This window comes from Erwinia piriflorinigrans CFBP 5888 (assembly GCF_001050515.1).
Taxonomy (GTDB): domain Bacteria; phylum Pseudomonadota; class Gammaproteobacteria; order Enterobacterales; family Enterobacteriaceae; genus Erwinia; species Erwinia piriflorinigrans.
In genome coordinates, this window is sequence record NZ_CAHS01000013.1 from 127206 (window position 1) to 148988 (window position 21783).

At 52.1% G+C, this 21783-nt stretch carries 19 protein-coding genes; 15 read left to right on the forward strand and 4 right to left on the reverse strand.

What is annotated here, in order from left to right; all coding sequences use genetic code 11:
- The first annotated feature begins 232 nt into the window (after positions 1 to 232).
- From bolA to clpX (EPIR_RS05050), 4 genes are all read left to right on the forward strand, one after another.
- The gene (bolA, locus tag EPIR_RS05035) at positions 233 to 547 is read left to right on the forward strand and encodes a transcriptional regulator BolA (RefSeq protein ID WP_023654227.1); all 315 of its coding nucleotides are present in this window, start codon (positions 233 to 235) and stop codon (positions 545 to 547) included.
- Positions 548 to 904: 357 nt separating this feature from the next.
- Complete coding sequence (gene tig / locus EPIR_RS05040; protein ID WP_023654228.1) at positions 905 to 2209, forward strand: trigger factor; 1305 nt, start codon at positions 905 to 907, stop codon at positions 2207 to 2209.
- A 332-nt stretch (positions 2210 to 2541) separates the two neighbouring features.
- Positions 2542 to 3165, forward strand: a complete 624-nt coding sequence (gene clpP / locus EPIR_RS05045; protein ID WP_012442221.1) for an ATP-dependent Clp endopeptidase proteolytic subunit ClpP — start codon at positions 2542 to 2544, stop codon at positions 3163 to 3165.
- A gap of 98 nt (positions 3166 to 3263) precedes the next feature.
- Positions 3264 to 4538: an ATP-dependent protease ATP-binding subunit ClpX gene (gene clpX / locus EPIR_RS05050; RefSeq protein WP_023654229.1), complete on the forward strand. Its 1275-nt coding sequence runs from the start codon at positions 3264 to 3266 to the stop codon at positions 4536 to 4538.
- Between the two features lie 71 nt (positions 4539 to 4609).
- Here clpX (EPIR_RS05050) and EPIR_RS05055 read toward each other — a convergent pair whose 3' ends face one another.
- A complete protein-coding gene (locus tag EPIR_RS05055) occupies positions 4610 to 5206 on the reverse strand; it encodes an ATP-dependent Clp protease proteolytic subunit (protein WP_023654230.1) in 597 nt (198 codons plus the stop codon).
- Positions 5207 to 5517: 311 nt separating this feature from the next.
- Here EPIR_RS05055 and clpX (EPIR_RS05060) point away from each other — a divergent pair, with 311 nt between their 5' ends.
- From clpX (EPIR_RS05060) to EPIR_RS05085, 6 genes are all read left to right on the forward strand, one after another.
- The gene (clpX, locus tag EPIR_RS05060; RefSeq protein WP_023654231.1) at positions 5518 to 6792 is read left to right on the forward strand and encodes an ATP-dependent protease ATP-binding subunit ClpX; all 1275 of its coding nucleotides are present in this window, start codon (positions 5518 to 5520) and stop codon (positions 6790 to 6792) included.
- A 190-nt stretch (positions 6793 to 6982) separates the two neighbouring features.
- Complete coding sequence (gene lon, locus EPIR_RS05065) at positions 6983 to 9337, forward strand: endopeptidase La (protein ID WP_048696951.1); 2355 nt, start codon at positions 6983 to 6985, stop codon at positions 9335 to 9337.
- A 210-nt stretch (positions 9338 to 9547) separates the two neighbouring features.
- The gene (hupB, locus tag EPIR_RS05070; protein ID WP_023654233.1) at positions 9548 to 9820 is read left to right on the forward strand and encodes a nucleoid-associated protein HU-beta; all 273 of its coding nucleotides are present in this window, start codon (positions 9548 to 9550) and stop codon (positions 9818 to 9820) included.
- Positions 9821 to 10038: 218 nt separating this feature from the next.
- The gene (ppiD, locus tag EPIR_RS05075) at positions 10039 to 11910 is read left to right on the forward strand and encodes a peptidylprolyl isomerase (RefSeq protein WP_023654234.1); all 1872 of its coding nucleotides are present in this window, start codon (positions 10039 to 10041) and stop codon (positions 11908 to 11910) included.
- A gap of 139 nt (positions 11911 to 12049) precedes the next feature.
- Positions 12050 to 12382 carry a helix-hairpin-helix domain-containing protein gene (locus EPIR_RS05080; protein ID WP_023654235.1) on the forward strand — a complete coding sequence of 111 codons (333 nt, stop codon included), beginning with the start codon at positions 12050 to 12052 and terminating at the stop codon, positions 12380 to 12382.
- A gap of 105 nt (positions 12383 to 12487) precedes the next feature.
- Positions 12488 to 12886, forward strand: coding sequence for an acyl-CoA thioesterase (locus EPIR_RS05085; protein ID WP_023654236.1), 399 nt, complete (start codon positions 12488 to 12490; stop codon positions 12884 to 12886).
- A gap of 33 nt (positions 12887 to 12919) precedes the next feature.
- On the opposite strand, the gene queC is transcribed toward EPIR_RS05085, so the two are convergent.
- Entirely contained in the window at positions 12920 to 13615 is a 696-nt protein-coding gene (gene queC / locus EPIR_RS05090; protein WP_023654237.1) for a 7-cyano-7-deazaguanine synthase QueC, read from the reverse strand.
- Positions 13616 to 13685: 70 nt separating this feature from the next.
- Complete coding sequence (locus EPIR_RS05095) at positions 13686 to 14612, reverse strand: DMT family transporter (protein ID WP_023654238.1); 927 nt, start codon at positions 14610 to 14612, stop codon at positions 13686 to 13688.
- Between the two features lie 104 nt (positions 14613 to 14716).
- On the opposite strand from EPIR_RS05095, the gene EPIR_RS05100 reads away from it, so the two are divergent.
- The 5 genes from EPIR_RS05100 (at position 14717) to amtB (ending at position 20667) form a co-directional block, all read left to right on the forward strand.
- On the forward strand, positions 14717 to 15190 hold the full coding sequence (locus EPIR_RS05100; protein ID WP_023654239.1) for an Lrp/AsnC family transcriptional regulator: 474 nt from the start codon (positions 14717 to 14719) through the stop codon (positions 15188 to 15190).
- A 45-nt stretch (positions 15191 to 15235) separates the two neighbouring features.
- The gene (locus EPIR_RS05105) at positions 15236 to 17005 is read left to right on the forward strand and encodes a SmdA family multidrug ABC transporter permease/ATP-binding protein (protein WP_023654240.1); all 1770 of its coding nucleotides are present in this window, start codon (positions 15236 to 15238) and stop codon (positions 17003 to 17005) included.
- Positions 16998 to 18752 (forward strand): SmdB family multidrug efflux ABC transporter permease/ATP-binding protein, encoded by a 1755-nt coding sequence (locus tag EPIR_RS05110; protein WP_023654241.1) that lies wholly within the window; start codon positions 16998 to 17000, stop codon positions 18750 to 18752. Before EPIR_RS05105 ends, EPIR_RS05110 begins: the two co-directional genes overlap by 8 nt.
- A gap of 257 nt (positions 18753 to 19009) precedes the next feature.
- On the forward strand, positions 19010 to 19348 hold the full coding sequence (glnK, locus tag EPIR_RS05115) for a P-II family nitrogen regulator (protein WP_012442206.1): 339 nt from the start codon (positions 19010 to 19012) through the stop codon (positions 19346 to 19348).
- 32 nt (positions 19349 to 19380) lie between these two features.
- On the forward strand, positions 19381 to 20667 hold the full coding sequence (amtB, locus tag EPIR_RS05120; protein WP_023654242.1) for an ammonium transporter AmtB: 1287 nt from the start codon (positions 19381 to 19383) through the stop codon (positions 20665 to 20667).
- 75 nt (positions 20668 to 20742) lie between these two features.
- On the opposite strand, the gene tesB is transcribed toward amtB, so the two are convergent.
- Positions 20743 to 21603 (reverse strand): acyl-CoA thioesterase II, encoded by an 861-nt coding sequence (gene tesB, locus EPIR_RS05125; RefSeq protein ID WP_023654243.1) that lies wholly within the window; start codon positions 21601 to 21603, stop codon positions 20743 to 20745.
- Between the last annotated feature and the right edge of the window lie 180 nt (positions 21604 to 21783).

The window sequence follows — 21783 nt, forward strand, 5'->3', positions numbered from 1 at the left end:
AAACTGCCGCCATCATATCATTGCCTGCCAGCAGAGGAACCCCTTGCGGCGGGTAAATTGCTAGCCCGGTCATCGGAGGTTTAACCTTGACGTCAGGACAGCGCGGCACCGCGTTAACTCGCCTTTCACTGTGCATAAAAAAAACACGTTATGCGTAGTCGGCTTTATCTGAAAATGATGATGACCAGCCAGAGGGATGAAGCCTGACCTTCTGCATCAAAGGAGTCCCGGTATGATCCGTGAACAAATAGAAGAGAAGTTACGTACGGCTTTTTCTCCACTGCAACTTGAGGTGCAAGATGAAAGCTATCGTCACAATGTGCCAGCGGGTACGGAGAGCCATTTTAAGGTGGTGATTGTCAGTGAAAGCTTCAATGACCAGCGTTCGCTTGCCCGGCACCGCGCGATTTATGCCGTGCTGGCTGATGAACTTGCAGGCAGCGTGCATGCGTTGGCGCTACATAGCTATACGCCGAAAGAGTGGGGCGAATTGCCGGGTAGCGTTCCTCCATCGCCCAACTGCCGTGGTGCTGGCATCCTCGCCTAGCAGGATTTGCACGCTGACTGGCACCACGTAACGACTTTATTATCCATTTGGCTATCGGCTTTTGAGGTGCCCGTTTCGTGCTTCAGCAGAAAAACAGCGGCCGACAGTAAAATATTGCGATTAAATGACAAAAATGTAAGAAGTTGCGCGGTTCCACTCACAGTGTAGCCTCGACTCGTTAAGATGTTGCCGCTATAATGCTGCGTCTATTTTTCCGCTATGTCTTCGGGACGCTTTTGTTAACAGGGAATGCGGTTCTGGCATCAGAAGCCGTCCCGGTTGTTAGATTCATCTTGTCAAATTAAACACAGGATGCGTCTGAAGTTGACCGAGCACGTGATTTTTTGAGGTAATAAGATGCAAGTTTCAGTAGAAACAACTCAGGGCCTGGGCCGTCGCGTAACGATTACCGTTGATAAAGATGTGATCGAAAATGCGGTGAAAAATGAGCTGGTCAGCGTAGCTAAGAAAGTACGCATCGACGGTTTCCGCAAAGGTAAAGTACCCATGACCGTTGTGGCACAGCGCTACGGTGCTTCCGTTCGCCAGGACGTGCTGGGCGATTTGATGCAGCGTAACTTTGTCGACGCGATCGTCAAAGAAAAAATTAACCCGGCTGGCGCGCCTCAGTACGTGCCGGGCGAGTATAAAATCGGTGAAGACTTCACATTCTCTGCCGAGTTTGAAGTGTATCCGGAAGTTGAGCTGCAGGGGCTGGATGCAATCGAAGTTGAAAAACCGGTTGTTGAAGTCACCGAAGCTGACGTTGATACCATGCTGGACACTCTGCGCAAGCAGCAGGCCACCTGGAAAGAAACCGACGCAGCAGCGACTGCTGAAGATCGTGCAACCATCGATTTCAGCGGTTCTGTAGATGGTGAAGAGTTCGAAGGCGGAAAAGCGTCCGATTTCGTACTGGCGATGGGCCAGGGTCGCATGATCCCAGGCTTCGAAGAAGGTGTTGTTGGCCATAAAGCGGGCGAAACGTTCACTATCGACGTCAACTTCCCGGAAGATTACCACGCTGAAAGCCTGAAAGGTAAAGCAGCGAAGTTTGACATCGTGCTGAAAAAAGTTGAAGAACGTGAACTGCCAGAACTGACTGAAGAATTCATCAAGCGTTTCGGCGTTGAAGCGGGTTCACTGGATGGTCTGCGTGCAGAAGTTCGTAAGAACATGCAGCGTGAACTGAAGGGAGCGGTACGTAACCGCGTGAAGACTCAGGCCATTGACGGTCTGGTTAAAGCTAACGACATCGACGTTCCTGCCGCTCTGGTTGACGGTGAGATTGATGTTCTTAAGCGTCAGGCAGCACAGCGCTTTGGTGGCGATGAGAAGCAGGCTCTTGAACTTCCTCGTGAGCTGTTCGAAGAGCAGGCTAAACGCCGCGTAGTTGTTGGTCTTCTGCTGGGTGAAGTGATTCGTACTCACGAGCTTAAAGCTGATGAAGACCGCGTTAATGCATTGATCGAAGAGATGGCTTCAGCATACGAAGATCCATCAGAAGTGATCGAGTTCTACAGCAAAAACACTGAGCTGATGAACAATATGCGTAACGTTGCGCTGGAAGAGCAGGCTGTTGAAGCCGTGCTGGAAAAAGCGAAAGTGACTGAAAAAGCAACAAACTTCCAGGAATTGATGAACCAGACCGCTACGGCCTGATTTAAGTCTTTCCGCTAGTCACTCAAGCCCGCAACCCATTGGTTGCGGGCTTTTGTTTTTTATAGTGCGACAAACTGGCACTTTTGCCAGTTATTTGCGCATTTAATCCGCAAATTACCCGCTAAGCTATTTTCCAGGTTAGCAGTTGATAAAAACGTTGTTATGCTTGAAATAGCAGGGGAAGACCCCCAAATGGTTACAATGAAGTCATCGGGCCCGATCATTGTCCGGATGGCATCGGGTAGTCAGGCCAGGAATCATAGTGTTCCTGAACGCTCTCAAGTAGAATCGCGACAGAGTGTTGCCTAATGAAATATATCCAGGAGACGGTAATGTCATACAGTGGCGAACGTGAATTAACTGCACCTCATATGGCTTTGGTGCCAATGGTGGTCGAACAAACCTCTCGCGGAGAGCGTTCGTACGACATCTACTCGCGCCTGCTCAAAGAGCGCATTATTTTCCTGACCGGTCAGGTTGAAGACCACATGGCCAACCTGATCGTCGCGCAGATGCTGTTCCTGGAGGCGGAGAACCCAGAAAAAGATATTCATCTTTATATCAACTCTCCCGGTGGCGTGATCACTGCAGGTATGTCGATTTACGATACAATGCAGTTTATTAAGCCTGACGTCAGCACCATCTGTATGGGGCAGGCCTGTTCTATGGGCGCTTTCCTGCTGACCGCTGGCGCAAAAGGTAAGCGCTACTGCTTGCCAAATTCGCGGGTTATGATCCACCAGCCGCTGGGCGGCTTCCAGGGCCAGGCTTCAGATATTGATATTCATGCACGTGAAATCATCAAAACCAAGCAGATGATGAATGAGCTGATGGCAAAACACACCGGCCAGACGATTGAAACTATTGAGCGTGACACGAATCGCGACCGCTTCCTGTCGGCCAGCGAGTCCGTGGAATATGGTTTAGTGGATTCAGTCCTGGCCCAGCGTAATTGATTAAGTCAGTGCTGACAGATAACCGTTACCTTCGCAGGTGACGGTCTGCTTGCCTCCCCCACGGTGGGAAGAGAAGCGCGACAATGAGAGGGAAGTAAATGACAGATAAACGCAAAGACGGTTCAGGGAAGCTGCTGTACTGCTCTTTTTGCGGCAAAAGCCAGCATGAAGTGCGTAAGCTGATTGCCGGCCCGTCAGTATATGTCTGCGATGAGTGCGTTGACTTATGCAACGACATCATACGCGAAGAGATCAAAGAGATTGCACCGCACCGCGAACGCAGTTCACTGCCCACGCCGCACGAGATCCGCCAGCATCTAGACGACTACGTTATCGGTCAGGAGCGCGCGAAAAAAGTGCTGTCGGTAGCGGTATATAACCACTACAAACGCCTGCGTAACGGCGATACCAGCAACGGCATCGAACTGGGTAAAAGCAATATTTTGCTGATCGGCCCGACGGGGAGCGGTAAAACCCTGCTGGCGGAGACGATGGCGCGCCTGCTTGACGTGCCGTTTACGATGGCAGATGCCACCACGCTGACCGAAGCGGGTTACGTCGGTGAAGATGTGGAAAACATCATTCAGAAGCTGTTGCAGAAGTGCGATTACGACGTGCAGAAGGCGCAGCGTGGCATCGTCTATATTGATGAAATCGACAAGATTTCGCGCAAGTCGGACAATCCGTCGATTACCCGAGATGTGTCGGGTGAAGGCGTTCAGCAGGCGCTGCTGAAGCTGATTGAAGGCACGGTGGCAGCGGTTCCGCCACAGGGCGGACGCAAGCATCCGCAGCAGGAGTTTTTGCAGGTGGACACCTCAAAGATCCTGTTTATTTGCGGCGGCGCCTTTGCGGGACTGGACAAGGTGGTCTCGCAGCGCGTGGACAGCGGCACCGGCATCGGCTTTGGTGCATCGGTGAAGGGCAAGTCAGAAAAGGCGACGGAAGGGGAGCTGCTGGCGCAGGTGGAGCCTGAAGATCTGATTAAATTCGGTCTGATCCCGGAATTTATCGGACGTCTTCCGGTGGTGGCCACGCTGACCGAACTGAGCGAGGACGCGCTGATCCAGATCCTGCGCGAGCCGAAAAATGCGCTGACCAAGCAGTATCAGGCGTTGTTTAATCTGGAAGGTGTGGAGCTGGAATTCCGGGAAGACGCGCTGAAGGCTATCGCTAACAAGGCGATGTTGCGCAAAACCGGCGCACGCGGGCTGCGATCTATCGTGGAGGCCGCACTGCTGGACACCATGTATGATTTGCCGTCGGTGGATGATGTGGAAAAAGTGGTCATTGATGCATCGGTTATTGCCGGAGAAAGCGATCCACAACTGATTTACCGTAAGGCAGATACGCAGCAGGCATCTGGAGAATAATCCACATGTTTTGCCTATAAAAACGGCCCGCATTTCAGAAGCGGGCCGTTTTTATATCGGGCTAAAGCGTATTATGCCTTCAGCTCGTTCCACTGAGTGATAACGTGGGTTGCAATTCCGTAATCAATCGCCTGCTCAGGACTCATCCAGTAGTTACTGTCCGTATCCTTTTCCACCTTCTCCAGCGGTTGACCTGTCGCTTTACTGATAAGCTGATTGATACGCGCACGGGCGCGCAGCAGTTCTTTCGCTTCAATTTCAATATCTGAAACCTTACCACGCACGCCACCCAGCGGTTGGTGGATCATAAAGCGGGTATTTGGCAGCGTATAACGGTTCTCTTTGCTGGCCGCCAGGAAAATAGTGATACCGGCGCTGGCCACCCAACCGGTACCGATAACCAGCACTTCGGGTCTGACAAACTTAATCATGTCATGGATGGTATCGCCAGCTTCAACATGGCCACCCTGGCTGTTGATAAACAGCTTGATCGGTTCATCGCCCATTTCCTGTAGGATCAGTAACTGAGCGGTCACTTTCTCGGCGAGCGCCTGATTAATTTCACCTGAAATAATAATAGAGCGCGACTGCAACAGTTTATTCACTGCCAGCGCTGAGCTCTTCTCTTCCTGGCCGTTTTCTTCTTTTTTCTCTGGCTCTTCAGACATGTTTACACTCCGTCGGATTCATTTAAAGTGACCAGAGTTTAGCATAATCCAGTTAGCAGCTAAATCAAGACGCAAAGCATCACCTGTTTATTATTTAAAACAGTATGTTAAATCAGATTTCCCTCTGATTTTTCCTCTTTAACGTAATGCCGCCTAGGCACAGGCAAAATGAGCTTTCTGCTCACTGTGAACGGTGGAATAGGGTGCTGTTCTCCCTGCTTGACGGCAAAATGGGCTATATTAAGATTTAACAGGAGTTAATTGCGACCAAACACTTCAGTTCCGTTGTGAACCCGGTATGAGGATAACTGATGACTGAGAAGCGCAAAGACGGTTCAGGGAAGCTGCTGTACTGCTCTTTTTGCGGCAAAAGCCAGCATGAAGTGCGTAAGCTGATTGCCGGCCCGTCAGTATACATCTGCGATGAGTGCGTTGACTTATGCAACGACATTATTCGCGAAGAGATCAAAGAGATTGCACCGCACCGCGAACGCAGTTCACTGCCCACGCCGCACGAGATCCGCCAGCATCTAGACGACTACGTTATCGGTCAGGAGCGCGCGAAAAAAGTGCTGTCGGTAGCGGTATATAACCACTACAAACGCCTGCGTAACGGCGATACCAGCAACGGCATCGAACTGGGTAAAAGCAATATTTTGCTGATCGGCCCGACGGGGAGCGGTAAAACCCTGCTGGCGGAGACGATGGCGCGCCTGCTTGACGTGCCGTTTACGATGGCAGATGCCACCACGCTGACCGAAGCGGGTTACGTCGGTGAAGATGTGGAAAACATCATTCAGAAGCTGTTGCAGAAGTGCGATTACGACGTGCAGAAGGCGCAGCGTGGCATCGTCTATATTGATGAAATCGACAAGATTTCGCGCAAGTCGGACAATCCGTCGATTACCCGAGATGTGTCGGGTGAAGGCGTTCAGCAGGCGCTGCTGAAGCTGATTGAAGGCACGGTGGCAGCGGTTCCGCCACAGGGCGGACGCAAGCATCCGCAGCAGGAGTTTTTGCAGGTGGACACCTCAAAGATCCTGTTTATTTGCGGCGGCGCCTTTGCGGGACTGGACAAGGTGGTCTCGCAGCGCGTGGACAGCGGCACCGGCATCGGCTTTGGTGCATCGGTGAAGGGCAAGTCAGAAAAGGCGACGGAAGGGGAGCTGCTGGCGCAGGTGGAGCCTGAAGATCTGATTAAATTCGGTCTGATCCCGGAATTTATCGGACGTCTTCCGGTGGTGGCCACGCTGACCGAACTGAGCGAGGACGCGCTGATCCAGATCCTGCGCGAGCCGAAAAATGCGCTGACCAAGCAGTATCAGGCGTTGTTTAATCTGGAAGGTGTGGAGCTGGAATTCCGGGAAGACGCGCTGAAGGCTATCGCTAACAAGGCGATGTTGCGCAAAACCGGCGCACGCGGGCTGCGATCTATCGTGGAGGCCGCGCTGCTGGACACCATGTATGATTTGCCGTCAGTGGATGATGTGGAAAAAGTGGTCATTGACGCATCGGTTATTGCCGGAGAAAGCGAGCCGCTGCTGATTTATGGAAAACCGGACGTGCAGCAAGTATCCGGTGAATAAATAACCAAATCATTCCAGTGAGTTAAGGCTCAGGGGGGAAATGTTCTCCCCTTTTGCTTTTCTCATTACCTCGACATTGAATCTATTCCATTCATCCCCATATACTCAGATACCTGTGGGTTGTACTGCACCTTTCCTTAATGATGCGGTTCCCCTTACCCTGGCGGAAATTAAACTAAGAGAGAGCTCTATGAATCCTGAGCGTTCTGAACGCATTGAAATCCCTGTGTTGCCGTTGCGTGACGTGGTGGTTTATCCGCACATGGTCATTCCGTTGTTTGTCGGTCGTGAAAAATCAATTCGCTGCCTTGAAGCCGCCATGGATCATGACAAAAAGATCATGCTGGTCGCTCAGAAAGAAGCTTCAACGGATGAGCCTGGTATTAACGACCTCTTTTCAGTCGGAACCGTTGCCTCTATTTTGCAGATGCTGAAGCTGCCGGATGGCACCGTTAAAGTGCTGGTGGAAGGATTACAGCGTGCGCGCATCACAACCTTATCCGATAACGGCGATCATTTTACGGCCCAGGCCGAGTATCTGACGTCCCCGGAGATAGAAGAACGCGAGCAGGAAGTGCTGGTGCGCACGGCGATCAATCAGTTTGAGGGCTATATCAAACTGAACAAAAAGATCCCGCCGGAAGTGCTGACTTCGCTTAACAGCATTGAAGACGCGGTACGTCTTGCTGATACCGTTGCTGCCCACATGCCGTTAAAGCTGGCGGACAAACAGTCGGTACTGGAAATGTCAGACGTAAATGAGCGTCTGGAATATCTGATGGCGATGATGGAATCGGAAATCGACCTGTTGCAGGTTGAGAAACGTATCCGCAATCGCGTTAAAAAGCAGATGGAAAAAAGTCAGCGCGAGTACTATCTGAATGAGCAAATGAAGGCGATTCAGAAAGAGCTGGGCGAGATGGACGATGCGCCTGACGAAAATGAAGCGCTGAAACGCAAAATCGATGCGGCAAAGATGCCGAAAGAGGCGCGTGAAAAAACCGAAGCTGAACTGCAAAAGCTGAAAATGATGTCGCCGATGTCAGCAGAAGCGACCGTGGTTCGTGGCTACATTGACTGGATGGTGCAGGTGCCGTGGAATGCACGCAGCAAGGTCAAAAAAGACCTGCAGAAAGCGCAGGAAACGCTGGATACTGACCACTTTGGTCTCGAACGTGTCAAAGACCGTATTCTCGAATATTTGGCCGTCCAGAGCCGCGTCAGCAAAATTAAAGGCCCTATCCTGTGCCTGGTTGGACCTCCTGGCGTGGGTAAAACATCGCTGGGGCAGTCTATTGCCAAAGCGACCGGGCGCAAATATGTGCGCATGGCGCTGGGTGGAGTGCGTGATGAAGCCGAGATCCGTGGCCATCGTCGTACCTATATTGGTTCGATGCCGGGCAAGCTGATCCAGAAAATGGCCAAAGTCGGGGTGAAAAACCCGCTGTTCCTGCTGGATGAAATCGACAAAATGTCATCCGATATGCGTGGTGATCCCGCATCCGCACTGCTGGAAGTGCTCGATCCGGAACAGAACATTGCCTTCAACGATCATTATCTGGAAGTCGATTACGATCTTTCCGATGTGATGTTTGTTGCGACATCTAACTCAATGAATATTCCGGCTCCGCTGCTGGACCGTATGGAAGTGATCCGTCTTTCCGGTTACACCGAAGACGAAAAGCTCAACATCGCTAAGCAGCATCTGTTGTCGAAGCAAATTGAGCGCAACGCCCTGAAGGAACACGAGCTGACCGTTGACGATAGCGCCATCGTCGGCATTATTCGTTACTACACGCGTGAAGCGGGCGTGCGTAGCCTGGAGCGTGAACTGTCCAAGCTGTGCCGTAAGGCGGTCAAAACCTTGCTGATGGACAAGTCTGTTAAGCATATCGAAATCAACGCGGATAACCTGAAAGATTTTCTCGGCGTGCAGCGTTATGACTACGGCCGTGCCGACAGCGAAAATCGCGTGGGTCAGGTTACCGGTCTGGCGTGGACAGAAGTCGGTGGCGATCTGTTAACTATCGAAACGGCCTGCGTTCCGGGCAAAGGAAAGCTCACCTACACCGGTTCACTGGGTGAAGTGATGCAAGAATCGATTCAGGCGGCGTTGACAGTCGTTCGCGCTCGTGCGGAGAAACTGGGTATTAACGGTGACTTCTACGAAAAACGCGACATTCATGTACACGTACCGGAAGGGGCGACCCCTAAAGATGGCCCAAGCGCGGGTATTGCCATGTGTACCGCGCTGGTTTCCTGCCTTACCGGTAACCCGGTACGTGCCGATGTTGCCATGACCGGTGAGATTACATTGCGCGGCCAGGTTCTGCCTATTGGTGGATTGAAAGAGAAACTGCTGGCCGCCCACCGTGGTGGAATTAAAACGGTGCTGATCCCGGATGAAAACAAGCGCGATCTTGAAGAGATCCCAGAAAACGTCATTGCCGATCTGGACATTCACCCGGTGAAACGTATCGAAGAAGTGTTAGCCTTGGCGCTGCAAAATGCGCCTTATGGCATGCAGGTTGCCACGGCCAAATAGTGATCTAAGGTAAACTCACCCTAAACTAAGGCTGGTAAGTGAATTGGTACTTGCCAGCCTTTTAGGCTACAGCTAACTTTAGAAAGCAGTCAGGCCATTGATGGCAACGGTCAGGGATTGCCGGGGCTCAACAGCCATAAATGACAACTGATATGTGCATGTGCGGCGAATGGCTGTACGAGGTGCAAACAATAAATAGGGGATGAGTGAGTGAATAAGTCACAGTTGATCGACAAAATTGCTGCAGATGCTGATATTTCTAAGGCCGCAGCGGGACGTGTATTGGATGCGTTTATTGGTTCTGTCACTGAATCTCTGCAAGCTGGTGACGAGGTTGCTCTGGTTGGTTTTGGCACCTTCTCAGTACGCGATCGGGCTGAACGTATTGGCCGCAACCCGCAAACGGGTAAAGAAATTACTATCGCAGCGGGAAAAGTTCCGGGCTTCCGTGCCGGTAAAGCTCTGAAAGACGCTGTAAATTAAGTGTGTTGAAGCATCGCAGCGGCAGATTTCTGCGGTGTATTGAGGATCGCCAATGCGTTCTCATGTAACATACGGGGCACATCAGCAGATTGATGTGCTTTTTTTATGTTTCAATGACAAACGCGTAAGCGGTTGTCTTACAGGCTAAGCACGTTCTCGTGAATGCGGGACGACAGCGCAAGGTTTACATTCACACTACAGCGGAGTGTTGTCACACCATGATGGACAATTTACGCGCGGCGTCGAACCATGTCGTGCTCAAAATTATATTGGGTCTGATCATCCTGTCTTTTGTTCTTACCGGAGTAGGTGGTTATCTCACCGGTGGAAGCGGTGATTATGCCGCAAAGGTAAATGGACAGGAAATCAGCCGGGCGCAGCTTGAGCGTGCTTTTAGCAGCGAGCGTGCTCGCCAGCAGCAGATGCTGGGCGAACAATTTTCCGCTTTGGCGGGTAACGAAGGCTATATGCAGCAGATACGTCAGCAGGCACTTTCCCAGCTGATTGATGAAATGCTGCTCACACAGTATGCGAAAGATATTGGCCTGACTATCGGCGACGATCAGATCAAACAGGCAATCTTCACGCAGCCTGCTTTCCAGACCGCTGGAAAATTTGATAACGCTAGATATTTAGCTCTTATCAATAATATGGGATTCAGTGCAGACCAGTATGCAGAAGCGTTGCGTAAACAGCTCACTACCCAACAGCTGATTAATTCTGTCACCGGAACTGACTTTGTTCTTGGTAACGAAGCCGATTCACTGGCGGGGCTGGTGTCACAGCAGCGTCTGGTGCGTGAGGTGACGATTGACGTGAATGCCCTGGCTGCTAAGCAGGACGTTACGCAGGAAGAGATCGGCAACTACTATCAGCAGCACCAGAGCAGCCTGATGTCTCCTGAGCAGTTCCGCGTTAGCTACATTAAAATGGATGCGGCGGCTATGCAGCAGCCGGTTAGCGAAAGCGATATTCAGAGCTGGTATGAAAAGCATAAGGGTGATTACACCCAGCCACAGCGCAACCGCTACAGCATTATCCAGACCAATACCGAAGCTGAAGCGCAGTCGGTACTGGATTCGCTGAAGAAAGACGGTGACTTTGCCAAGCTGGCGAAAGAGAAATCCGTCGATCCTATCTCTGCCCGTAACGGTGGCGATATGGGCTGGTTGGAGCCAGAGACCACGCCGGATGAGCTAAAAGGTGCCTCCCTGAAAGAGAAAGGCCAGCTGTCGGGTGTCATCGCGTCTTCTCCGGGCTTTATCATTGCGCGTCTTGACGATACTCTGCCAGAAAAAGTGAAGCCGCTCAGCGAAGTTCATGATGATGTCTCAGCTAAACTGAAGCAGGAAAAAGCCATTGCTGATTTCTATAAGCTGCAACAGAAAATCAGCGACGCAGCCAGCAATGATAATGAGTCTCTGGCGAGTGCAGAGCAGGTTGCCGGTGTGAAGGCGGTCGATACTGACTGGTTTACCCGAGATAATCTGCCAGCCGAACTGAAGTTTAAAGCGGTGCAGGACGCTATCTTTAATGGCGCTCTGTTAGGTGAAAACGGTGCACCGGGTAGCAACTCGGACGTTATCACCGTTGATGGCGATAGTGCCTTTGTTCTGCGCATTCATGAGCACAAACCGGAAGCGGTGAAAGCCCTGAAGGATGTGACTGCGCAAATCACCAACACGCTAAAGCAGCAGAAAGCATTACAGCAGGCGAAAGCCCAGGCTGACAAACTGTTGGCTGAACTGAAAGCAGGTAAGGGTGACGATGCTCTGAAGGCGGCCGATCTCAAGTTCGCCGCTCAGCAGACGTTAACGCGTACCGGTCAGGATGCGTTATCCCAGGCCGCATTCTCACTGCCACTGCCATCAGAAGGTAAGCCGTCTTATGGCGTCAGTGAAGATGATAAGGGCAACGTTGTGCTGATTGCGCTCGACAAAGTGCAGAAAGGTGAGATACCGGAAGCGCAAAAACAATCTTTGGTGCAGGGCATTACCCAGAATAATGCTCAGCTCGCCTTTGCCGCTATGCTCAGCAACCTGCGCAAGGAAGCAAAAATCAAATACGGAACGGCTGCTCAGGCGCAGTAATCCTCGTAAATTTTTGCAACTGCTTGCAACTCTTAAAGGCCGCTTATGCGGCCTTTTCCATTTCTGTAACAGGCCGTTTGCTGCGCTGTCATGACGGGCGTACGGTAGCCGTGCTGTCAAACACACGGAGGAAAACAGCATGAGGAATTATCGATTACAGCAAATCGCATTTGCCCTGGCCATCGGGCTGGCAATGCCTGTTTTAGCGACTAACACAGCGCCAGAAAAGGGCAGCGCTACGGTCAACACAACGTCGGCGGAAAAGGAGGTGGGCCGCGGGCAGGTCAGTATCAATAGCGCCAGTGCGCAGGAACTGGCGGCGGTGATGAGTGGTGTCGGCCTGAAAAAAGCAGAATCGATAGTCAGCTACCGGGAAAAATATGGTCCTTTTACGGGGGTAGACCAATTGAAGGAGGTACCAGGAATGGGCAATGCGCTGGTTGAGCGAAATCTGGCTAACCTTAAACTGTGATCCGCATCCAGAGTCCTTAATTAATTCTGTCAGTCGAATATCTGACTGCTAGTCTCTGAGAGGTCATACCAGTTTGGGTGGCCTTTCAGCCTGGAGAACATCATTATGCAAACCCTTATAAAAGTGCGTGGCTACCATTTAGATGTCTGGCAGCACGTAAATAATGCTCGCTATCTGGAGTTTCTTGAGGAGGCCCGCTGGGCCTGGCTGGATAAGGGCGAATTCTTCAGCTGGATGAGTGAGAAAGGGCTTGCGCTGGTGGTGGTTAACATCAATATCAACTATCGTCGCCCGGCGATCTTGGGCGACATGTTGAAGATAGACTGTCAGCTGGTCAAGCTTGGCGACAAAAGCGGCACTATCGCCCAGCAGGTTTCATTAGCAACTGACGGATCTGAAATCGCAGATGCCTTATTGACCTTTGTCTGCATCGACATCAAAACGCAGAAAGCGCAGCCGCTGGAAGGAGAGTTGCAAGCACATCTGGCAGGATTACAGCCTTAGAGGGCACAGGTCAGTTCTCTCTGCTCCAGCTCGTTACATCAGCCCGGTTTTGCGCTTCATCTCCAGCATGACCGCTGCAAGGTTTTGCTGATATTCGTTAAGACCGCGAGCGCGTAGGTGGCAGGCAGCACAATCCCCGCAGCCGTCACCAATAATACCGTTATAGCAGGTGAGCGTTTTATGACGTATTAGCGGTAGCTGCTGCCAGTAGTCGGCCAGTGCCCACGTCTCTGCTTTGTTGAGCCACATTAGCGGAGTTTCAATGCGCATTTCACGCGCCATCCCGAGGTTGATTGCCCGGTTAAGCGCTTTGACAAACTCATCGCGGCAGTCAGGGTAACCGGAGAAGTCAGTCTCACAGGCACCGGTAATGATCGCTTCTGCTTCAATCTGCCAGGCATATATTGAAGCGAAGGTGAAAAACACGATGTTGCGTCCAGGGACAAAGGTGCTGGGCAGGCCGCTGGCTGCGGGATCATAAGCCGGAACCGGAATATTATCACGCGTCAGGCTGCTGACGGCTAGCTCATTGAGCATGGTGACATCGAGCACTTTATGTGCTCTTGCACCCAGCGATGCTGACAGCTGTTGAGCCACATCTATTTCAGCACGGTGACGCTGACCATAATCAAAGGTGACGCAGTGCACCTCGTCATACTGCTGTAAAGCCTGAATCAGACAGGTTGTTGAGTCCTGTCCACCGCTGAATACGACCACTGCACGCTTCATAATTTATCTTCCCGATTATTTTCCGGGGTCTATGGTAATGCCTGGCGACAGATAAAGGTATCCCTGATGCTTAACGCTGAATGGCCCGTTCTGATTGAACAACGGCTGGTTGGCGAGTGCCACGATACAGCGTCAGCATAATTCCCAGCAGGAACGGCAGTAACAACATCAGTGACTGGGGGCTAATACTACTGCCGTTTAGCACGCTTTCCAGCGCCACGGCAATCAGCGGGAACACCAAAAATACCAGCGATGCCTGGAAGGGTTTGGCCGCCTGCTGTAGCGCGAAGTAGGCCAGAATCCCCCCCACTCCAGCCACTACGCCAAGATAGACTATCGCCAGTAATGCCTGAGGAGTAAAAGTTGTGTAATCGGGTGTTTCACCAAGTCCGGCAAGCGTCAGAATTATCCCGGCACCCAGGCAGGGTAGTGCGTTATAGCTCAGTACCGAGATACCCGCACAGCGTTTTTTGCACTGTACATACATGGTCGCATGGATTAACACCGCCGCGACCAGTGCCAGAATCCCCCGCAGCTGACTTTCCGCGCCGGATTGGGTTTCATGCCAAAGAATGGTACAGAGTGCGCCGATACTGATGCCGAGGCCAATGAGTTGTTGTAGCGTCGTTCTTTCACGCAGAAATAGCAGAGATGCTGCGAGAACGGCTGCGGGCATCGTGGCAAAGATAATGGATGCCAGGCTGGAGGACGTATAGCGTTCGCCGTAGATCATCAGGGTGAACGGAATGGCAAAGTAGAACAGCGTAACGCATAGCTGGAAACCGCGCTGCCCAGCGGGGAACAGCAGTGGGGCTTTTTTATAGCGCGCCAGCAGTAAAAGCAGTGGCGCAGCGCAAAGAAAGCGTAGCCCGGTAGCGAAAATCGGCGGAACGCTGGCGACGGCAATTTTCATCGCCATCCAGGTCGTGCCCCAGGTAAGGGAAACGGCGATGAATAATCCAATTATCAGTAGGTTATGGGTAGTTTTACTGTTCATGCCGGTCATCCTTGAAATCCAAATGAGAGGTAACCAGATTAACCAAACGTTGAGAGAAAAGGTTGCTATAATATTGCTGCGTATGCCTGTTGAGGGAGAAAATTTTGCTATTATCTGCGCTGGATAAAAAAGACCGTATGCTTTTGAATTTGCTTCAGCAGGACTGCACTTTGTCGTTGCAGGTGCTGGCAGATGCTGTCAGCCTGACGACAACCCCATGTTGGAAGCGCTTGAAAAGGCTTGAGGATGAAGGCTATATTCGCGCCCGGGTAGCGCTGCTGGATGGCGAGAAGCTCGGTTTGGATCTCACCGCCTTTGTACTCATCAAAACTCATCAGCACAGCAGTGACTGGTTCCATCAATTTGTCAGTGTGGTACAGGCAATGCCTGAAGTGATGGGCTTCTATCGCATGGCGGGTGAATATGACTATCTTCTGCGGGTACAGGTAGCGGATATGAAAAGCTACGATGGATTTTATAAAAAGTTGGTCAATGGCGTTCCTGGCCTGCTTGATGTGACCTCGAGCTTTGCGATGGAAGAGATAAAATATACGACTGCTTTACCGGTTGCACCCTGATACGGGCTGCCGCCAACTTATTCGGCCGATAATCAGGATGTTTGAGTGCGACTTTTTAGCCAACTGAGCTGGTATTTTATACGCGAATGGCGCCGCTATCTTGGGGCGGTGCTGTTGCTGATCGTTATTGCTTTACTGCAACTGCTGCCACCACTGGTTGTCGGTAAAATTGTTGACGGCGTTAGCCGCAACGGTATGAGCCACGGTCAGCTGATGATGTGGATCGGCGCGATGCTGGTCACTGCGGTAATCGTCTATTTACTGCGCTATGTGTGGCGTGTATTGCTATTCGGTGCCTCCTACCATCTGGCCGTTGAGCTGCGTGAAGACTTTTATCGCCAGCTTAGCCGTCAACACCCAGAATTTTATCTACGTCACCGTACCGGCGATCTGATTGCACGGGCAACCAACGATGTCGATCGTGTGGTATTTGCTGCCGGAGAGGGCGTCCTGACGCTGGTGGATTCACTGGTGATGGGTATGGCAGTGCTGGTGGTAATGAGTACGCAAATCAGCTGGCAGCTCACGCTACTGGCCCTACTGCCTATGCCGGTCATGGCGCTGGTGATCAAACGTTACGGCGACCAGTTGCATCATCGTTTTAAAAGCGCACAGGCCGCCTTCTCCTCGTTGAACGATCAAACCCAGGAAAGCCTGAGCAGCATTCGCATGATCAAAGCATTTGGTTTGGAAGACCACCAGTCGGCTCAGTTTGCTGCCATTGCCAAAGATACCGGGGAAAAAAACCTGCGCGTGGCGCGCGTTGACGCACGTTTCGATCCGACAATTTATATTGCCATCGCCCTGTCTAACCTGCTGGCTATCGGCGGAGGAAGTTGGATGGTCTGGCATGGTTTGATGACTCTTGGGCAGCTAACCAGTTTTGTGATGTATCTCGGCCTGATGATCTGGCCAATGCTGGCGCTGGCATGGATGTTTAATATCGTTGAACGCGGTAGCGCGGCCTGGAGCCGTATTCGCGCACTGCTGGCCGAAGCCCCGGTCGTCGTTGATGGTCATAAAGTGCTGCCTGAACAACGTGGCCCGTTGCAAATTGCTATCCGGGAATTTTGTTATCCTGGCGCACATCAGCCTGCGCTGCGCAACCTTAATGTCAATATCAAACCCGGACAGATGCTGGGGCTGTGCGGCCCTACCGGTTCAGGAAAAAGTACCTTATTGAGTCTTATTCAGCGCCATTTTGATATTGATCGGGGGGATATTCGTTTTCATACCATCCCTCTGCCGCAGTTACGTCTCGACGTCTGGCGCAGCAGGCTGGCGGTGGTCAGCCAGACGCCTTTCCTGTTCTCAGACAGCGTGGCGAAAAATATCGCGTTAGGCCGTCCTGCCGCGACCCAGAGCGAGATTGAGCATGCGGCGCAGCTTGCTAATGTGCACGAAGATATCCTGCGATTGCCGCAGGGCTACGAGACGGAAGTCGGCGAACGCGGGGTGATGCTTTCCGGCGGGCAGAAGCAGCGCATTTCCATTGCGCGTGCACTGCTGCTAAATGCTGAAATTCTGGTGCTTGACGATGCCCTGTCTGCGGTAGACGGGAGAACAGAACATCAGATTTTGCATAATTTGCGGCGTTGGGGCGAAGGACGCACGATCATCATCAGTGCCCATCGTCTTTCTGCATTGTACGAAGCCAGTGAAATCCTGGTATTACAGCATGGTGGCGTTGCCCAGCGTGGTAACCATGAGCAGCTACTCGCTGTTGAAGGTTGGTATCGAGAAATGTATCGCTATCAGCAGCTGGAAGCGGCGTTAGATGAAGATGACAGCGTACAGGGAGTGCCTCATGGCTAATACTACCCGGCTATGGCCGACGATCAGGCGGCTGCTTTCCTACGGTAAGCCGTGGCGTAAATCCCTCGGTCTGGCGGTACTGATGTTGTGGGTTGCCGCAGCGGCAGAAGTGCTTGGGCCGGTGCTGATCAGCTATTTTATCGACAAAATGGTGGCTAAACATCATATGCCTGTCGCGCTGGCCGCCGGGCTGATAACCAGCTACTTGCTGTTACAGCTGCTGGCCGCTCTACTGCACTATTGGCAGGCGCTGCGCTTTAATCAGGCTGCGGTTGGCGTCGTCCAGCGTTTACGTACTGATGTGATGGATGCGGCTTTGCGCCAGCCGTTGAGCGCTTTCGATACCCAACCGGTGGGGCAAATTATCTCCCGGGTAACCAATGATACCGAAGTTGTGCGCGATCTCTATGTGACCGTGGTCGCTACCGTATTGCGCAGTGCTGCCCTGGTCGGGGCAATGCTGGTGGCAATGTTCAGTCTCGACTGGCGCATGGCATTGGTGGCGATCGCTATCTTTCCAGCGGTGTTAATCGTGATGTTGATCTATCAACGCTACAGTACCCCCATTGTGCGGCGGGTACGCGGTTATCTGGCGGAGATCAATAACGGTTTTAATGAAGTCATCAGCGGTATGAGTGTCATACAGCAATTTCGCCAGCAGGCCCGTTTTGGTGAGCGTATGGGCGAGGTCAGCCGTTCACATTATCTGGCGCGTATGCAGACGCTACGCCTGGACGGCTTCCTGCTGCGGCCGCTGCTCAGCCTGTTTTCCGCACTGATACTCTGCGGGCTGATGATGCTTTATGGTTTTTCATCTGTGGGAACAGTTGAAGTTGGCGTGCTGTATGCGTTTATTAACTATCTTGGTCGGCTTAATGAGCCGCTGATCGAACTGACCACGCAGCAGTCGATGCTACAACAGGCCGTGGTGGCAGGTGAGCGAATTTTCCAATTGATGGACGCACCACGCCAGCCTTATGGCGAAGATATCCAGCCGCTCGGTAGTGGCAGGATAGACATTCGCGATCTGACGTTTGCTTATCGCCCAGGCCGTCCGGTACTGACAAATATCAATTTGTCAGTACCGCCGCGCCATTTTGTTGCGCTGGTCGGGCACACCGGCAGTGGTAAGAGTACGCTCGCCAATGTGTTGATGGGCTATTATCCATTGAATGAGGGTGAGATCCTGCTCGACAACAGGCCACTTTCTTCACTGAGTCATGACGCATTACGCAATAGCGTCGCGATGGTTCAGCAGGATCCTGTGGTGCTGGCCGATACCTTTTCCGCCAATGTGACCTTAGGAAGAAAGATCGGTGAGAATCGGGTTTGGGACGTGCTGGAAGCGGTACGGCTGGCCGATCTTGCACGCTCAATGCCTGAAGGTATTCATACCCGATTGGGTGAGCAGGGCAACTCGCTTTCCGTTGGGCAGAAGCAGCTATTAGCGCTGGCGCGAGTGCTGGTCTCAACGCCTCAGATACTGATACTGGATGAAGCTACCGCCAATATCGACTCCGGGACGGAACAGGCGATCCAGCAGGCACTGCTGGCGGTGCGCCAGCGCACCACGCTGGTGGTGATTGCTCATCGCCTGTCGACGGTCATCGAAGCAGACACTATTTTGGTATTGCACCGTGGGCGGGTGGTGGAGCGTGGCGGCCATCAACAGCTATTGGCTGCGCGCGGACGCTACTGGCAGATGTACCAGCTACAGCAGGCTGGCGCAGAGCTGGCAGTGACATAAGGCTCCGTGCACCACATGCAGGCACGCTATCGGCTAACGGTGGCACAGATGCACCGAGTTAATGCATGACGCACTGAATTGGTGCGTCTTTTATCTTACTCTGCTCCCTCACTCCCTCTTTCGAACGGCGTTTCAGCCTGTAATCAGCCCGATATGCATCAGGGGTACGAAATATTCAGCTTTTCAACAATGGCACAGCCTTTGCTTTATACCTTTCGTGATGCTGAAACAGCTATATTTTAACCCTGGGGGATCGTATGAAGCTGGTTACCGTGGTAATCAAACCGTTCAAACTGGAAGACGTGCGTGAAGCGCTGTCATCTATCGGTATTCAGGGGCTCACCGTCGCTGAAGTTAAAGGCTTTGGCCGTCAGAAAGGGCATGCGGAGTTATATCGCGGAGCGGAATACAGTGTTAACTTCCTGCCAAAAGTAAAAATTGATATTGCTATTGCAGACGACCAGCTTGATGAAGTGGTGGATGTGATTAGCAAGGCTGCCTATACCGGAAAAATTGGTGACGGGAAAATTTTCGTTGCAGAGCTACAGCGCGTCATCCGTATTCGTACCGGTGAAACTGACGAAGCTGCGCTGTAATCCGAGGCTAAAATTTGATGGGATGGGATAAAATGAAAAAACTTGCTACTTTTTTCCTCACCGGTGCGGCTTTTTTACCGACGCTGGCAATGGCGGCTGCACCAGCAGTTGCCGACAAAGCCGATAACGCCTTTATGATGATCTGTACCGCGCTGGTGCTCTTTATGACCCTTCCTGGCATAGCACTCTTTTACGGCGGTTTAATTCGTGCCAAGAATGTGTTGTCAATGCTCACTCAGGTTGCCACGACTTTCGCCCTGGTTTGCGTGTTGTGGGTGGTCTACGGTTATTCTCTGGCCTTCAGCGAAGGCAACGCCTTCTTTGGCAGTTTTAACTGGGCGATGCTGAAAAATATCGCGCCCACTACGTTGATGGGTTCTTTTTATCAGTATATTCATGTGGCTTTCCAGGCTTCCTTCGCCTGTATCACCGTTGGGTTGATCGTCGGCTCTATAGCTGAACGCATCCGTTTCTCTGCGGTGCTGATCTTCGCCGTTATCTGGTTGACCTTCTCCTATCTGCCTATTGCTCATATGGTGTGGGCGGGTGGTTTACTTGCTCAGGATGGCGCGCTGGACTTCGCCGGAGGAACGGTGGTTCATATCAACGCCGCTGTTGCTGCTCTGGTCGGAGCCTATCTTGTGGGTAAACGTGCCGGTTTCGGCAAAGAAGCCTTCAAACCCCATAATCTGCCGATGGTCTTTACCGGAACGGCGATCCTCTACTTTGGCTGGTTTGGCTTTAACGCCGGTTCTGCCAGCTCGGCTAACGAAATTGCGGGCCTTGCATTCCTGAATACGGTGATTGCAACGGCCGGCGCGATGTTAAGCTGGACCTTTGGTGAGTGGGCGCTGCGCGGCAAACCCTCCTTACTTGGCGTCAGCTCTGGTGTCATCGCTGGGCTGGTGGCGATTACACCCGCCTGTGGTTACGTTGGCGTCGGCGGTGCCCTGATTATTGGCATTGTGGGTGGACTGGCTGGTTTTTGGGGTGTGACCACGCTGAAAAAATGGCTGCGTGTTGATGATCCTTGCGATGTGTTCGGCGTGCATGGCGTATGTGGGGTCGTAGGATGCATTCTGACCGGCGTATTTGCATCATCCTCACTGGGCGGAGTGGGGTATGCCGCAGGAGTCACTATGGGCCATCAGGTCTGGGTACAGCTGTTCAGCGTGGGTCTGACCATTGTCTGGACTGCCGTGGTTGCCTTCATCGGATTTAAAGTGGCGGATATGGTTGTGGGTCTGCGTGTTCCTGAAGAGCAGGAGCGTGAAGGCCTGGATGTTAACAGCCACGGCGAAAATGCCTATAACCATTAAGGTTTGGCAATAAAAGCCGGAAGCATAGAATTAAGCGGGCCACTCAAAGCCCGCTTTTTTTATGCTGCACAGGCGTCATGAGTTTTGACGTATGACGCCTTCTTGTACGGTGGAAGCCACCAGAATCCCCTGCTGATTGTAGAATTCGCCGCGCACAAAGCCCCGGGCGCCGGATGCGGAAGTGCTTTCCATGCTGTAGAGCAGCCACTCGTTTAGGTCGAACGGACGGTGAAACCACATTGAGTGGTCAATAGTGGCTACCTGCATCCCCTGTTCAAGAAAGCCCTTACCGTGTGGCTGCAATGCGACCGGTAGCAGGTTGTAATCAGAGGCGTAGCCCAGCAGATATTGATGAGTACGCTTATCGTGGGGCAGGGGGCCGTTGGCACGCAGCCAGCTATAACGCACGGGTTCACTGACGTGGCCTTGCAATGGGTTATGGAATTCCACCGGGCGGATTTCGAAAGGCCTCTCGGCTAAGAACTTATTACGTGTTTTTTCAGGAAGAAGATGAGCCAGCTGGCGCGCAATATCCGTTTCGGATGGCAGGCCGTCAGGCCCTGGCACAGCAGGCATGGCTTTTTGGTGCTCAAAACCATTCTCATGACCCTGAAATGAGGCGGTCATATAAAAAATAGGTTGGCCATTCTGTACTGCTTTGACCCGGCGGGCGCTGAAGCTTTGCCCGTCACGCAAATTTTCCACATCATAGATAATGGTTTTCTGACTGTCCCCCGGGCGCAGAAAATAGCTGTGGAATGAACGGATAACGCGATCCTGCGGCACCGTTTGTTTCGCGGCATACAGTGCCTGGCCGACAACCTGACCGCCAAATACCTGGCGCAGACCGAGATCTTCACTCTCTCCGCGAAACAGACCCTCTTCCAGCTTTTCCAGATCCAGCAGCTTTAACAGATTATGCAATGCCTGACTCATACCCGTTTCCTCAATAGTGTGACTTAAGCAGTTTGCGAGATCTGACCAGATAGCGTCAATGACTGTTTATACAGCCCGATCTCACACGGCCTGAGCATGAAAATAGCTTCTTACAGGAAAAAATCAGCAACTTGTGCCAGTATTAAACCCACCAAAGTCGTAAAAATTAGCTATTCAGTG